The sequence below is a fragment of the Chloroflexota bacterium genome, from assembly GCA_020161265.1.
Classification (GTDB): domain Bacteria; phylum Chloroflexota; class Chloroflexia; order Chloroflexales; family Herpetosiphonaceae; genus Herpetosiphon.
In genome coordinates this window covers 92,660-107,874 of record JAIUOC010000003.1, presented here as the reverse complement: position 1 = coordinate 107,874, position 15,215 = coordinate 92,660, and the positions used below count along the sequence as shown (strand labels likewise).

The following is a 15,215-nucleotide window of genomic DNA, read 5'->3' as shown; positions in this document are numbered from 1 at the left end:
GATAGAGAGGCGGTAGTTCACGTCATTGGGAACTACCGCGAGAGCAATGGATCGCAACCGAAGTTTAGAGTTCGCCTTTTTCCATCCCCGACAGGTTGATGCCGTCGAGTGAGATTAAGTCATCGGCTTCGCTATCGGTTAGCTCAACCGGGCGTTCATCAGCGGTCAACACATCGACCGACAGACCAAGCGATTGCAACTCTTTGATCAAGACCTTGAACGATTCAGGTACGCCGGCTTCGTTGATTGGATCGCCCTTGACGATCGCCTCATACGTTTTGACCCGACCAACCACGTCGTCGGACTTGACCGTGAGCATTTCTTGGAGAATGTAAGCAGCGCCATAGGCTTCGAGCGCCCAAACTTCCATTTCACCAAAGCGCTGACCACCAAACTGAGCCTTACCGCCGAGTGGCTGTTGGGTCACCAAGCTGTAGGGGCCAGTTGAGCGAGCGTGGATCTTATCTTCCACCAAGTGCGCCAACTTGAGCATATATTTGTAACCGACGGTCACTGGATTATCGAATTTCTCGCCAGTGCGGCCATCGTAGAGATCGATCTTGGCATCGGATGGCAGGCCAGATTCAGCGAGAGCTTTGATAATATCCTCATCGCGTGCGCCGTCGAAGACTGGCGTAGCAATGCGGAAGCCCAAGCGTGAAGCGGCCCAACCCAAGTGAGTTTCCAAAATCTGGCCGATGTTCATGCGGCTTGGCACAGCCAACGGATTCAAGACGATATCGACAGGCGTGCCATCGGGTAAGAATGGCATATCTTCGATTGGCAGCACGCGGCTGACCACGCCTTTGTTGCCGTGACGGCCTGCCATCTTATCGCCTGGGCTGATTTTGCGCTTTTGACAGAGCATCACCCGCACCGTTTGATTGACACCGACAGGCATTTCAGTTGTTTCATCGCGGGTAAAGACCTTGACATCAATGACTTTACCTTTGACCCCGTTGGGAACGCGCAAGCTACTATCTTTAACTTCGCGAGCCTTTTCACCGAAGATAGCCCGCAAGAGCCGTTCTTCAGCGGTCAGGTCAGTTTCGCCCTTGGGTGTGATTTTGCCAACCAAAATATCGTTTGGCTGAACATCAGCACCGACATAGATAATCCCGCGTTCGTCCAAGTTTTTAAGGCTATCTTGGCCGACGTTCGGAATATCGCGGGTAATTTCTTCGGGGCCAAGTTTGGTATCGCGAGCCTCGACTTCATATTTTTCAATGTGAATCGAGGTGAAAATATCTTCGCGTACCAAGCGTTCGCTGACCAAAATCGCGTCTTCGAAGTTCCCACCTTCCCACGGCATATAGGCCACGAGAATATTTTGGCCAAGCGCTAGCTCGCCGTTTTGGGTCGAAGAACTATCCGCAATTACCTCGCCAGCCCGAATTTTATCGCCGATAAAGACGCTTGGGCGTTGGTTGATACAGGTATCTTGGTTCGAGCGCAAGAACTTGAGCAATGGATAAGTGCGTTCAGTGCCATCGTTTTCGCGAACCAAAATGCGTTCGCTATTCGATGAAAGCACCACGCCATCGGCACGAGCCACAACCACCTGACCTGAGTCGCGGGCGGCTTTGTGCTCCATGCCAGTACCGATAATTGGCGCATCAGGGCGCAACAACGGCACAGCTTGGCGCTGCATATTCGAACCCATCAAGGCACGGTTTGCGTCGTCGTGTTCCAAGAACGGAATCAACGCGGTTGAAACACTGACCACCTGCTTGGGCGAAACGTCCATATAATCGACCGAGGCGATTGGCGCTTGGACGAAATCTTCGGCATGGCGGCATGAAACCGTTGGGTCGATAAAGCGATAGCGTTCGTCGAGCAAAGCGTTAGCTTGCGCAATGATGAACTTATCTTCTTCATCGGCGGGCAAATAGTCGGTTTCATTGGTGACAACTGGGTGAATTTTGATTGCGCGTAAGGGCAAATCGGCAATTTTGGTTGCCAAGGCACGGTCAATTTCTGAGCCAGCTTCGGCAATCAAATCGCCAGTCGCTGGGTTGACAATATCTTCGCGCAGCAATTGGCCATTGAGCACACCGATCGCAATGATCTTGGCTAATTCAGCATCAACCCGTGCTCCAGCGCGGGCGATCAACTCGCCAGTACTGAGGTGACGCACATCGCGGGTGGTCATGCCACGTTCAAGCCAGAGCGGGGCATTATCAACTTCGCGATAGACGCGACGATAGGGCGTTTCAAGGAAGCCCATTTCGTTAACCCGCGCAAAGGTTGACATCGTACCGATCAGACCGATGTTTGGACCTTCAGGCGTTTCAACTGGGCAGATCCGACCATAGTGCGAGTGGTGAACGTCGCGAACCTCAAAGCCAGCGCGATCGCGGCTCAGACCACCAGGGCCAAGCGCTGAAAGGCGGCGTTTGTGGGTCAATTCAGCCAATGGATTGGTTTGATCCATGAACTGGGAAAGTTGCGAACCGCCGAAGAACTCGCGCATAGCGGCAACCACAGGCCGGATATTGATCAAGCCATTGGGAGTTGCAGCTTCTGGTTCTTGCAACGACATGCGTTCTTTGATTACCCGTTCCATCCGCAGCAAACCGACGCGGAATTGAGTTTGAATCAATTCGCCGACAGTCCGCACGCGGCGATTCCCGAGGTGGTCAATATCATCGGGGTTGCCAATCCCATTATTGAGATCGATCAAGCGCTCGACGATTTTGAACAAATCGGCTTTGCTGAGTACGCGCATGGTTAGGCTGGGAATTTCTTGGCCTTCGAAGAGGCGGCTTTTTTCCCAGAGATTGCGATTTAATTTATAGCGACCGACTTTGCCCAAGTCGTAGCGGCGGGCGTTGAACAGCAAAGTTTCCAATAACGAACGGGCGTTATCGACGGTTGCTGGATCGCCTGGGCGCAAGCGCTTGTACAATTCCATAATCGCTTCTTTGGCATTGGTTGATGGGTCTTTATCCAAGGTTGAAGCGATATATTGGTGGTCGCGGTTAACATCGACATTGCCGAATAAGGCGATCACGTCTTCATTCAGGCCACATTGATCGAGCGGTTTATCGCCGAACAAGCCCAACACAGCACGGATCAAGATCGTGACTGGCAACTTACGTTTGCGATCAACCTTGACCGAAAGCACATCGCGCTTATTCGTTTCAAACTCCAGCCAAGCACCACGGTTGGGGATCAACTTAGCGCTGTGGAGCGAACGACCGCTGGTTGGCTCTTTTTCTTCCTTGAAATACACGCCAGGTGAGCGAATCAACTGCGACACAACAACCCGTTCTGCGCCGTTGATCACAAACGTCCCATTATTGGTCATCAATGGGAAGTCACCAAGGAAGATATCGCTTTCCTTGATTTCACCGGTAGTTTTGACCTTCAAGCGCACGCGAACCCGCAGGGGTGCGGCGTAGGTCATATCACGTTCACGGCACTCAAATTCGTTATAGCGGGGTTCGCCGAACTCATAATCGCTAAACGAAAGCTCTAGGTTTTTGCCCGTGAAATCGTCGATGGGATTAATTTCATCGAACAATTCACGTAGCCCTTCACGTTGAAACCAGCGAAACGAATCGATCTGGGTTTCGATCAACTTCGGTAATTCAATCGCATCGGTAATGCGAGCAAAACTCCGACGTGATGCGATCATCGCACGACCTTGGTCATCGCGGAAGATACTGGACGTGATCAGCGGTGGCAGGATAACAGTTGACTGAACTTGCGGCATCAGCTTCGCTCCCTAGCCCCGCAAAAGCACAAAATGCTCACCTCCAAACACCCGTAGTCAAAAATGCGACTTGTGGTTGTCCGGCTGCGAGTTTGACTGCTTTTGGCGGCAGCGCAACGAAAAATACGCCCAATGGCGTGGTATTGGTTTAAGTTCTTGGCGTGGATCGAAAGCCTCGTCCAAACACTACGAAAAGCTATTTTTGCAAAAGGAGATTATAGCACCAACGATTGGAGGTGTCAAGAGACAATACGAGGTTTAAACTTGCGGGCATTATACTCTTGCGCTGGGTAGAAGTCAACCCCTTTTTTTAGAAATTCGCACAAATGTTTTGAATTCTAAAAAAGGGGTTGGTTTTTAGGCGTTGGCAAGCCATTCACGAGCAAATTGGGCATCGCGGCCAATCTGGGCCACCAGTTGTTCGATGCCAGCAAATTTTTGTTCGCCGCGAATATGCTGTAAAAAGCTAACGCGCAACGGGCGACCATAAATATCTTCGTTGAAATCAAATAAATGAGCTTCAACTGCGCGGCCAAGCACGCCAAAGGTTGGCCGCACACCGATGTTGGTCACAGCACCAAAACTACGGCGATCATCAAGCAACTGAACCTTGCAAACATAAACACCATCAGCAGGCAACATATGGTTGCTGGCAATTTGCACATTGGCAGTTGGAAAGCCAATCTTGCGCCCACGCTGATCGCCTGGCACCACCGTGCCTTGCAAGCTAAATGCCCGCCCAAGATAGTGATTAGCGGTTTGGACATCGCCAGCAGCTAAGCAGGCGCGAATCGCGGTTGAGCTAACAATCTCGCCATCAAGCGTCCAGTAGGGAATTGGTTCGACCGTAAATCCCAACTCTTGACCTAACTCCTCTAATACCGGAATTGTGCCAGTGCCGCGATGGCCCAGCTTAAAATCTGGCCCAACCCACAATTCACGGACTGGCACATGATTCAAGAGTAATTGTAAAAAAGCCTTGGGGCTAAGCTGTGAGGTAGCATGGTTGAACGGCAACACCGCCAGCAAATCGATGCCCAGCTCTTGCATTAATGCTGCTCGCTCGTTGATTGTGGTCAAGTAGCGAATCTCACGCTCAGGCCGCAAAATCTCATCAGGATGCGGATCGAAGGTCAAGACTGCGCTATGGCAATTGTGCTGGCGAGCGCGTTCGACCAAGCGGCGCAGGAGTTGTTGATGGGCTTGATGCACGCCATCAAATTTGCCAATAGTTAAGAGCGTTGGAGTTTGATAGTGCACGCTGGCAAGTTCAGCAAAATGCATGGCCTGGTTCCAATTCATAAAGTTGCCAATATCGCCTCACAAGATACCATTGTCATTGGTAAATAGCAAAGGTTACGAAGGGCTAGGGATCAGGGATCAGGGGTTAGGACATTTTAACCCAGAGGCGCAGAGTAATTGAGGCTATTGGCTATTGGCTATTGGCTATTGGCTATTGGAAATATAGGTGAGTTTGGGTGAGGTTCTGAGAAAGAAAAAGTAACTGGCCCCTAGCCCCTGACACCTTATAACCAAACTGAAACCACGAAGAACGCGAAGTGCACGAGTAAAGGGATTTGGGATGAACAGTGACAATCGATAAAACGAATATTCGGAGAACGCTAAGACTTTCAGCTCAGTGTTCCCCGAATCGTGGTTGGTATCTTAATACTGAGTAAATTTAGGCTTTGGATTTATGGCGCAATAGCATGCCACCAAGCGTAATCAGCCAAAATTGCCAAAGACTGCCGCTGACCGTCAACATTGGCCCAGCACTAATACCGTAGACTTCGATTAGCGAAACTAACACACTGGCGGCGGCGATCAGCCCGCTATAACCCAGCCAGCGCGGCAATGTTGTTTGGCGCAGAATCGTCAAGGCTACGCCTGCCGTCCATAAACCACCAAACAAGGCCACGCCGATTTGTTCGCCCACACCGCCAGCATAATTATTGAAACTGGTGTAAATCACTTCGATCGTAGCGCGTAGGTTAGGATCGCTGGTGGCGCTATATTGTTCGGCAAGGGTTGGCATCATCAACAACCAACGCCCAATCCCCAGCAATTTGGCAAAGCCCGCCAACATGCCCAAGCCAGCAGTTACCCGCATCAAGGCGCTTTCGCTCGCTAGAATTTGCCATAGCAGCAAAGCAATGGGAATAAGCATAGTCGCCGAAAGGAAATAGGCCGTATAGCCGAGTGCAACTGCCGAGCGTTCTTGTAGAATCAAGGGCAACGATTGCGAAGCTGGATTATCGAGGCTCGCAGGCCAATCGATGGCGCTGCTGAGTACCAAAAAGGCAACTAGAAACACGCTAAATTGCGCGAAAAGTAATCCGGCTGCCCAGCGATAGCTGCTGGTCGTGCTTCGTTCAGTTTGGTTGGTTGTAGGATAGGCTTTGGTGGCGATCATCTTAATTCCTTTCATTAATCACGTAGTTTGATTGGTAGTTGTAATTCAATTACCGCTGGCTCTTGAATGCCGCCTTGAGCATTGTGGGCTGGCCCTGAACGATGAAATTCGCGCAGCGGCCCAATCATTTCGTAGTTGTGCAAGCCAACCCAGCCCAACAAGGCCAAAGCAGCGGCGTGAATTTCGCTAAAACTGCCTTCAAAAGCGAGGGTTGCGGCCAATTCGAGGCTGGGCAGGGTTTGAAACTTGATGTTGCTATCGGGCAATTGAGCCAGATTGTGCTCGGCCAAACTGACTGCTACCTCGACTCCAATATCGGTTTCGATAAACTCCTCGTTGTGATAGATCGTAATTTCTTGGGCAAGGATTGGGATGCGCTGCTGTTGCACTTGTTGATACAGCGATCCATAAAGCCGATGGCAGTAATAGCCCATTTGATCAAGGCTTGGTACAATCGCTCGCATGCTGACAATCGGCTCAGCAGCGGTCGATTTGAGCATCATGGCGTAGGGCCATGGCTCCTGTTCATGTTCAATTTGGGCCAAGCGAGCACTGACTTCGGCTAGTTGGGCTTGCTTTTTGGCCAGTTCAGCGGTTAAGCGGGCTTCTTGCAGGCGCAACATCCCACGCAGTTGATCAGCCGAAAGATCATCATGGTTCAATAATTCGCCGATTTGTTGGAGACTTAGCCCTAAGCCATTGAGTGCCACAATGCGATGCAGCCGTGGCAATTGCTCAACTGAGTAGTAGCGATAGCCAGTCCATTGATCGATTTGGTTGGGAATGAGCAAGCCTAATTTGTCGTAATGGCGTAGCATCCGCACCGAAACTTGAGCCAAACGCGAAAATTCACCAATCTTGAACATAGCAACCATCCTTGTAAATCCGATGTCGTTGATGCTACACCCTATCACAGTGGCAGAGTCAAGCAGCAATTAATCACCAACTTTAACCAGCAGAGAGGAAGCAGATCATGCCTTATTGGCTTAAAGTTATTTTGTGGACGTTGTTGGGCGTTGTAGTCAGTTGTAGTTTGGCAATCGGCGTTGTGGCTTTTGCAATTAATCGTATATTTGACCGAGATACACCTGAAAATGCGCGGATTGCGCCGATTATTGTTGACGAACCAATCGGTGATTGCATTATTTCGCCAGCTCGTAACTTTGTTTTAGCAACGGCATTTACCGACGGGTGGGGATCACAGAAAATCTATAATTTAAAGACTGGCGACGAGGTTGAGTATCCTGCTAATAGCTATGGAATCGATGCCTATAGTAACGAATTGGGCTGGATCAATGATTCAACGCAAGATATTGTTTTAGTAGATCCATACTGGCTCGTTAACTTAACCACAGGAGAGGTGACAAAAGCCGAACTGCCTGATGATCAGCAAACTACGACTGGGTGGGATTCGCTCCTAATGTCAGATTATCGCGAACCATATGTAAAGTCACCAGATCAACAATATATTGCTGACTCAGGCCAAATTTTCCGTTCAGCAATTGGCAAATCGCCAGTGGGGGATTTAGTTGTTTCATACTCCAATAATTACCCTGAGATTTGTAGCAACGCTTGGGAGCCAGATAGTAGCGGCTATTACTTTGCTGATGTCTATGGGCGGAATAGAATGAGTGGGCCATTACGCTTTCTCAAGAATCCTGAACGCTAAACTTGCTGGAGGGCTTGTCTCAACATCACGAAAGGAGTTTAAATCATGGCAATCACCATCGATCGGCTGGGGGTTGGCGACGAGGCGATTATTCAACAATTGGCGTTGGATGATGCGCTATTTGGGCTTGAGCCTGAGACTGATGAGCCACTGACCGCACTTGATGATCAGGCAGCACGCCAGTTTTTGGCCAATCCAGCGGTCTTGTATTGGGTTGCGCGTGAGGCTGAGTTGATTACGGGCTTTTTGTATTGTGTGGTTGTGCCGTTGCGCTCAGGCGAGGGTAGCGAGGTCTTGCTGTATGAAATTGGCGTGCATCACCAATGGCGGCGTAAAGGCATCGGCCAAGCTCTCATGCAAACAATGGAAGCATGGATGCGCGAACAGGCTATAAGCGCGGTTTGGGTGCTAGCCGATAATCCCGAAGCCGCAAGTTTTTATCAGGCCTGCGGCTTTGAGGTTGAGCATGAGCAACCTACATACTTGGTTAAGAACATAGAACATAGAGCATATAACGCAGAAGTACAGAGTAAATGATCAGTTATTTTTGATCCACGAAGGACACGAAGGGCACGAAAACCTATTTTTAGTGTTTCTTCGTGTCCTTCGTGGATCAAAGCTTACTGCCGACGAGCACGGTTTTTGGCGGCGCGGAGCCGTTCGAGTGGATCTTCGGCCTCATCAACGGCTTTGGTTGGATTGTTTGGTGTACTTGGTAATGGCGTAGTTGCTGGGTTTTCTTTGGGCTTAACTTCGCGCTCGCTCTTATCGCTAAACATTTGCTGGCGGGCACGACCCTTGGCTCCCTGCAAACTGTTCATGGTGGCCGTTGGGGCGGCAGCAATCGTTTGGCGCTCTTTGCGAGCTGCTTGCAAGGCGGCAAAATCTTTGCGGCGCAAGTTGAGGCGGCGAATTGCAATATCAAGCAACAGCAACACCAATGCTGCAAATAACAAGCCCAAATCAATTGGCGTAGCACGGCGCACCGCATCCAGCGTATGATCAAACGCTTGCATTGGCTGGCTCAAGCTGCGACCAGCGGTGGCTTTGGCCAAAGTGCTCAGCAATTCAGGGTTGGATTGGCCTTGGCGATATTCTGGCGAGTAGGGCACAATCAAGCCCAAGGTGCGTGCAAAGGCTGGCTTACCATTCGCATCATTGCCGATCACCTGAATCAAATAGGTGCCAGCAATTGGGCTAGCCACCCGTGCGCGATATTGCCCAGGCCCAACTTCAGCCAAGGTGGCATCAATCGCCTCGCCAGTTGGCCCAACCAAACGAGCATTAACATTCATCGCGGTTTGCGGATTACCCTGCTCGTCGTTGGCAACAATATCAATTTGCACGTCGCTGCCAATTAACGAGGCCTCACCGCTAACATTATCGTTGCTGATACGTGGCAAAAGCCAGCCCACCAACTGCGCCGTAAAACGTGGAAATTCATCCCATGTGACCCAATTGCTGGCCCATTTGCCCTTGAGATCGCTGGTCCAAGCGATGCTCCGACCAAGCCCATATTGCCATTGGGCCAAAATTGGCGAGCCATCGCTGGCGGTCAAAATAACTTGAGCGTTATCTTTTTCGACCGTGCCGTTATAGCCCAACAAGCTTGGCAAGCCTTCTTGCAAATCGGCCAGCACCGGGCTATCGCCAGCATAAGCCGGAGTAAATTGTTCTTCAACGATATAAGTGCCAACCGCCTGAATCGTTTCTTGCAAGAAGATTTGCGGCACTTCTTCCATCACGCGGGCTGGATAATAGCGTCCGCCACCTAGCTCAGCATAGCGTTGCAAAGCGTTATCCGAGCCATTGCCTGCTGCAACTACCGAGAGCGTAATGCCATCTTTATTCATGTTTTCGGCGATTGATCCGATATCGGTGGCATGGCCCCAACCATCGGTCAGCAAAATCGCATGTTTGATTTTAGCATCGCTTTGACGCAATTGCTCATAGGCAGCGTTCATGCCACTCACCACGTTGGTTTGGCCGCTTGGTGGCACAGGAGCCAAAGCCGCGACAACATCATCTTGGCTAGGCACTTTGTCGAGTTGAATCGTCCAATGCGCCGAATCATCGAAGGTTACCACACCCAATTTATCGTCTTTGCCCAGCACTGCAGCGGCTTGAGCCACCGCCTCTTTGGCAATATCGATTTTGCGAGTGCCGCCACCTTCACGCGCCGCCATATCGCCACCATTACAGTGACAAGCATCCATACTGCCCGACTTATCGATGATAAACACCAAGGCAATATCAGGGCGTTGTTGACGATTGCGCACATCCATGTTGACAGGCAAGGCTTCTTCGATTGGCGTTGCCGTGTAGCCACCCACGCCAAAACTTTGGCGACCGCCGATCATTGCCAAGCCACGCCCAAGGTCGCCAACATATGAGCGTAATAATTTTTGGGTATCTTGATCGATATCGCGCGAAGGTACATTCAGCAACAAGACTGCTTCATAATCGCTCAATGCTGCTAAATCGGTGGGCAAGCCAGTGGCCGGAACGACCACTGGCACAAGGTTGGCAGCTTCGAGTGCTGGCTTGAGCGCACTTGCATCGCCGACTTCACCTTCAACCAGCAGCACCTTGGGCGGGCCGCCAATTTGCACCAATGAAGCCGCCACATTATTTTGGGCACGCGTATCGCTGGTTGGCACAACTTGGGCGCTATAGCGATGGAAGCCTTGGTCGTTGACAACGAGCGTGGTGGTGAAACTACTCGTGCCCACTGGCAGATTGATCGCTTCTTCCAGCACAATTTGCTCATCGGCTCGCCAGCGCAATTGAGCTGATTGAGCGGTATTGCTTTCAATCGTAGCGATCAACTGAATTTCTTGGCCTGAACGGGCGGCTGATGGTGCACGAAAGGCACTAATTGCCACTTCGGGGTTGCCTTGGCCAATGCCTGTTGGCACAATATCAATTGGCACATTGCGGCGTTGCGCCAGTGGGATCATATCCAAGGCGCGGCCACTGTTCTCGCCGCCATCGGAGAGCAACACCAAACGTTTTTGGGTATCGGCGGGAAACAGCGCCAAACCAAGCTGTATTGCTTCGCTGATGTCAGTACGGGCAGCAATTGGCACCGATTGAATCGTACCTAAGCGCTGAATTTCAGAGGGAACCCGCTCAACCAACGCGTTTTCGCCAAACACCACGACGGCGGCTTTATCGCCTTCTTGCATGGTTTCGAGTGCTTGGGCAATAAATTGCTCGTTGCTAGAGCGTTGGCCTGGGGCGATTGAGTCGGAGCTATCGAGCAAAAACACCGTGGTTAGGTTTTGAACTGGCTGGCGTAATTGGGTTCCGGCAAGGCTGCCGATCAAACACAGCAGCAATAGTGTGCGTAACCCCAAGGCCCACCAACGGCGTTGGCCTGTGCGACCACGGTTATTGAGCCAGCCTAACAGCCAGACCAGCGGCAACGCCAGCAAAAACCAGAGATATTCTGGTCGGACAAACGATAGCATAACTTCACCCTAGCAAGGCCAAATGCCAATGGCATCGGGAACCTCTCCATGAACAGCTTGCGCCAGCAAACGCCGAACTGTTGAACGTTTCGGTTTCGTTTCGATTTAGACTTCAACTGAATAGCATGAACGCTAAATCATCGGATTGGGTTCCCTCAACTTTAGGATCAGGGAACTATCTACGCCGCGCTGCGCCGCGCATTCCACCACAGTTTGAGCCGTGTGAAGGCGCTACGTTGGGCAAAGACCCATTCGATCAACACAAAAATTAATGCTGCCAAAGCCAACCAACGCCACCACTCTTCACGGCCTGCTTTGGCTTGGGTGGTTTCGCTTGAGCCAACTTGACCGCCGCCAATTTGGGCGACATCGAGCACTTGAACTGGGGTAATTTTGGCTTCGCTTTCGCGATATGCATTGACTACATAGCGCTGGGTTTTACTGACCACGCCATCGCGTAGCAATTCGACGCTGTAAATGCCAGCTTGGTTCATCAAACTCCCATCGAAACTGATCAAGCCATTGCTTGGCGTGGCTTCGTGGGTTTCACCATTGGGCTGAATTAAGCGCACGCCGCTAATATCATTGGTTACCGCAAAGGCTAATTCTTGATCAGGCGGCAAAATCGCCGAATCGCCACCAGTCCCAGGTGCTAAGTAGCCCACCAAATTGGCAATCAACAATGGAAATGAAATATTCAATGGTAAATCGGAATCATGGGTGTCGAAGCCGAGCACCGCAATCCGTCGCCCATCAACTTCGCCTGCAATTAGCAACGGGCCAGCCGCACTATCGATCACCGTATGTGCCCAAGGTGCATTTTCAATCCGTGCCGATTTCAAAATATTGACTTCGCCCAGCTCAACATTGCGCAACAACGGATCATCGGTTGGGGCGGGGCGGGGCACTGGTCGATCCAAACTTCCAGTCACCGAGAAATATTCGGTCGAGCGATAGGGTGCGATAAACAGCAAATTGCCAGCGGGTAACGGCTCTGGCAAACTGGCATCGAGCACCGTCAGCAAGGCCGTATCAGTAAAGGTGGCAGTTTCAGTCAGATAGGCCGAAACTTGTACCCGTGGCATCAAGCCCAAGGCCGTAGCCAGAAAACGATTACCTGGCGTGACAAAACGCACCGGAATTGCATCGCTTGATGGGCGAATTGCCCAAGCCACATCGTCACTGGGCAGGCTATCACTGCCATCAAGCCGCGCCTCAACCGTGGTGGCGGTTGCTGGCACATCGATATTGACGGTTTGATCTTGGCCGGGCAAAATTTCGAGATCATAGGCATTGAACAAGGTGCCATCGAGGGTTACCAACAAACGCCGCGTAACCCGCTCTTGGCCTTCGTTGGTAACGCGGGCAAAGAAGGTCAACGTGCCTGGCGCTAGTTCGTTCAAGGCAATTGCCGCGATCGCCTGATTGTTGTTGCTCGTGCCAACTGGGAAATAGCGAATTTTGGCGGGTAAAGTGGCACTCATTGGCACGGTTACTTGGCCATCGGTCAAAATTGCCACTTCCGATTCTTCTTCACGCGCCGCCAATGCCCCAGCCAAACTCAGGGCTTGCGACATATCCGAGCCACCACCTAAGCGCAATTCTATGCCTTCGATTGCATCGCGAATTTCGCGGCGGTCAGTGGTGGCAGCAGCAGGCACATCAAGCTCGCCGCCGATCGCCATAATCGTAGCGCGTGCGCCATCAGGCAACTGATCAACCAAGCGAATTGCTTCAGCCTTGGCAGCTGCCAGCCGATTGGTATCAACATCGGTAGCGCCCATCGAAGCCGAGCGATCGATAATCACAATGAGATTTTGCCCACTAACCCCAACGGTTGGGCTGAACGGTCGGGCCAGGGCAAACGCCAAGAGCAAGGCAATGAGCAATTGCAGCCAAAGCAACCAATTATGGCGGAGGCGTTGCCACGGCGCGTTGGCCTCAACATCGCGAACCAATTGATTCCATAAAAAGGTTGACGAAACCGTGCGTTCCTCGCGGCGGAGGCGCAAGATGTACATGGCCACAATTCCTGCCAGAACCGTGCCGCCTGCGATAAACATTAATGGTGCAATAAATCCCATACAATCTACTCACTCTGCTAGCTGTGCGTCAGCATGATATTGGGCAAATTGTTGCAACGCTATCTGCTGATCGGCTGGCGATTTAAATGCTCGCTTGGGTATAACAACCACCCGATTATTATGACTAACCAAGAGAATATGTTCGGCTTCATCCAAAATAGTTTGAATAAAATTCCATTTATAGCTGCTACTGAAACAAGCATTTGTTTCTTCAATATGGCTTGAATCACCGATAAAGGCTGTTGGTAATTCAAAACTCGCTTGTTCATGCCGATAATTTCTTTGTAAATAATCCAAGGTAAATTCACGCATATCCCGATGGTTATAAACAATCCAAGCACTTAATAGCACTAGTCCAAGCACAATTAACCAAATAATTAAATGCCCAACTTGAATCAGGGCAGCAATAAAGAAGGCGATTAATCCAACACCTAAAACATACAGTAATAGTTCGTAATAGCGATTTAAATTCAGCGATTCTTGATAGCGTGGGCTGTGCTTAAACATCGCTAAATTGGCTGCCTGATAATCCGTAAAATCAAGTTTATATTCTAATTCAATTGGTTGCATATCAAACCTTATGTTTTACCGAAATAATCGTATCGCGTGGGCCAGCTTGGGCTTCGGCTTGGCGAATTTTGGCTTTGGCTTCAGCATCGGGTAGCAGATTGCCTGCATCATCAACAATTGATACATAAATAACTTTGGATGCTTCTTGACGATGGCGAGTTATTCGTGGATCATCAATGACTTCATCACGTTCTAAATAGTCAATATAACGAATACCACGATAACAAGAAAGTAAACTAGCGATAATTAAAATAACGCCGATCCACGAGCGGCTCTGTTGGATTGCTAAATAGAGACCTGTAATACATAAAACAGCGGTTAATGAATAGACAAACGTCCTTAAATGTTTAAATTTACGTTTCTCCATATTCCCCTCTAGCTCTAGCGTACAATTTGACGTTCGCGTAGCACTGAAACCAACAATGATTCCAAAGGCAAGCTGGTATCAACAAAAATATAGTTGATGCCACGAGTTGTACAAAAATGCTCAACTTCTTCGCGCCATGCCTGCAAACGTTCAACATAACGCTGCAATAAATCGAGATCAGCACTGACATCGAGCGATTCGCCACCCTCAACATCGAGCAATTTCAAATCGCCCTCGAATGGCGGATTCAGCTCATCAGGCGAGAGCACATGCAGCACAGTAATTTCAAATGGGCGGCGGCCAAGCGTGCGCAAGGCTTCTTCCCAATCGGGCGTGAGCAAATCGCTGCATAACAACAATGGCCCAGCTACCCGCGCCGTTTGAATATAGCGGCGGCTAGCTTGCAACAAGCTGGTATCGCCGTTGCCCTTGAGTCGATTCAGCAGATTGAATAATGGCGGCACACCTGCCCGCCCCCGCCCTGCCGGAATTCGCTGCTCGTTGCCACCGCCAAAACTGGTGACTTGCGCTCGATCAAGGCTGGCTAAGGCGATGTAGCCTAACGCGCCCGCTGCCTGAGCGGCATAGCGCAACTTGTTTGGCTCGCCCCAATCCATCGAAGCGCTGGTATCGATCAGCAGGTGGAGGGTAATTTCTTCTTCGGCTACAAACAGCTTGAGAAAGAATTTCTCCAAACGCGCATATAAATTCCAGTCGATCTGGCGAAAATCATCGCCTGGCGTGTAGGGCTTGAAGTCGGCATATTCCACCGACGAGCCACGGCGCGGCGAACGGCGTTCACCTTGCATCTGGCCAGCAATATTGCGGCGCGTCAGCAGCGCCAAACGATCCAATTGTTTTAAGAATTGTGGTTCAAATAGCGCTGCTTGTTCGCTCATTGCAACATCTCCACACTCAACC

At 50.6% G+C, this 15,215-nt stretch carries 11 protein-coding genes; 2 read left to right on the top strand and 9 right to left on the bottom strand.

All coding sequences use genetic code 11. From position 1 onward, the window contains the following. Nucleotides 1-64: 64 nt before the first annotated feature. The 4 genes from LCH85_07695 to LCH85_07680 form a co-directional block, all read right to left on the bottom strand. On the bottom strand, nt 65-3,718 hold the full coding sequence (locus LCH85_07695; protein ID MCA0351866.1) for a DNA-directed RNA polymerase subunit beta: 3,654 nt from the start codon (nt 3,716-3,718) through the stop codon (nt 65-67). Between the two features lie 357 nt (nt 3,719-4,075). Next, nucleotides 4,076-5,002, bottom strand: a complete 927-nt coding sequence (locus tag LCH85_07690) for a bifunctional riboflavin kinase/FAD synthetase (protein MCA0351865.1) — start codon at nt 5,000-5,002, stop codon at nt 4,076-4,078. Nucleotides 5,003-5,399: 397 nt separating this feature from the next. Beyond that, nucleotides 5,400-6,131 carry a DUF4386 domain-containing protein gene (locus LCH85_07685; GenBank protein MCA0351864.1) on the bottom strand — a complete coding sequence of 244 codons (732 nt, stop codon included), beginning with the start codon at nt 6,129-6,131 and terminating at the stop codon, nt 5,400-5,402. A 14-nt stretch (nt 6,132-6,145) separates the two neighbouring features. Further along, complete coding sequence (locus LCH85_07680; GenBank protein MCA0351863.1) at nt 6,146-6,997, bottom strand: MerR family transcriptional regulator; 852 nt, start codon at nt 6,995-6,997, stop codon at nt 6,146-6,148. Between the two features lie 107 nt (nt 6,998-7,104). On the opposite strand from LCH85_07680, the gene LCH85_07675 reads away from it, so the two are divergent. Both LCH85_07675 and LCH85_07670 read left to right on the top strand, forming a co-directional pair. Then, entirely contained in the window at nt 7,105-7,800 is a 696-nt protein-coding gene (locus LCH85_07675; GenBank protein MCA0351862.1) for a hypothetical protein, read from the top strand. 45 nt (nt 7,801-7,845) lie between these two features. Next, complete coding sequence (locus LCH85_07670) at nt 7,846-8,337, top strand: GNAT family N-acetyltransferase (protein MCA0351861.1); 492 nt, start codon at nt 7,846-7,848, stop codon at nt 8,335-8,337. Between the two features lie 83 nt (nt 8,338-8,420). Here the strand turns inward: LCH85_07670 and LCH85_07665 are convergent, their stop codons facing one another. The 5 genes from LCH85_07665 to LCH85_07645 all read right to left on the bottom strand — a co-directional run bounded on the left by LCH85_07665 (nt 8,421) and on the right by LCH85_07645 (nt 15,193). After that, nucleotides 8,421-11,273, bottom strand: coding sequence for a VWA domain-containing protein (locus tag LCH85_07665; protein MCA0351860.1), 2,853 nt, complete (start codon nt 11,271-11,273; stop codon nt 8,421-8,423). A gap of 179 nt (nt 11,274-11,452) precedes the next feature. Continuing rightward, nucleotides 11,453-13,357, bottom strand: coding sequence for a BatA domain-containing protein (locus LCH85_07660; GenBank protein MCA0351859.1), 1,905 nt, complete (start codon nt 13,355-13,357; stop codon nt 11,453-11,455). Between the two features lie 9 nt (nt 13,358-13,366). Next, nucleotides 13,367-13,927 carry a YcxB family protein gene (locus tag LCH85_07655; protein ID MCA0351858.1) on the bottom strand — a complete coding sequence of 187 codons (561 nt, stop codon included), beginning with the start codon at nt 13,925-13,927 and terminating at the stop codon, nt 13,367-13,369. A gap of 1 nt (nt 13,928) precedes the next feature. After that, the gene (locus tag LCH85_07650) at nt 13,929-14,294 is read right to left on the bottom strand and encodes a hypothetical protein (protein ID MCA0351857.1); all 366 of its coding nucleotides are present in this window, start codon (nt 14,292-14,294) and stop codon (nt 13,929-13,931) included. A gap of 14 nt (nt 14,295-14,308) precedes the next feature. Next, entirely contained in the window at nt 14,309-15,193 is an 885-nt protein-coding gene (locus tag LCH85_07645) for a DUF58 domain-containing protein (protein MCA0351856.1), read from the bottom strand. Between the last annotated feature and the right edge of the window lie 22 nt (nt 15,194-15,215).

Coding starts and splice junctions, on each gene's coding strand:
- LCH85_07645 (MCA0351856.1), bottom strand. CDS start 15,193: ATGAGCGAACAAGCAGCGCTATTTGAACCACAATTCTTAAAACAATTG.
- LCH85_07690 (MCA0351865.1), bottom strand. CDS start 5,002: ATGCATTTTGCTGAACTTGCCAGCGTGCACTATCAAACTCCAACGCTC.
- LCH85_07660 (MCA0351859.1), bottom strand. CDS start 13,357: ATGGGATTTATTGCACCATTAATGTTTATCGCAGGCGGCACGGTTCTG.
- LCH85_07685 (MCA0351864.1), bottom strand. CDS start 6,131: ATGATCGCCACCAAAGCCTATCCTACAACCAACCAAACTGAACGAAGC.
- LCH85_07680 (MCA0351863.1), bottom strand. CDS start 6,997: ATGTTCAAGATTGGTGAATTTTCGCGTTTGGCTCAAGTTTCGGTGCGG.
- LCH85_07675 (MCA0351862.1), top strand. CDS start 7,105: ATGCCTTATTGGCTTAAAGTTATTTTGTGGACGTTGTTGGGCGTTGTA.
- LCH85_07670 (MCA0351861.1), top strand. CDS start 7,846: ATGGCAATCACCATCGATCGGCTGGGGGTTGGCGACGAGGCGATTATT.
- LCH85_07695 (MCA0351866.1), bottom strand. CDS start 3,718: ATGCCGCAAGTTCAGTCAACTGTTATCCTGCCACCGCTGATCACGTCC.
- LCH85_07665 (MCA0351860.1), bottom strand. CDS start 11,273: ATGCTATCGTTTGTCCGACCAGAATATCTCTGGTTTTTGCTGGCGTTG.
- LCH85_07655 (MCA0351858.1), bottom strand. CDS start 13,927: ATGCAACCAATTGAATTAGAATATAAACTTGATTTTACGGATTATCAG.
- LCH85_07650 (MCA0351857.1), bottom strand. CDS start 14,294: ATGGAGAAACGTAAATTTAAACATTTAAGGACGTTTGTCTATTCATTA.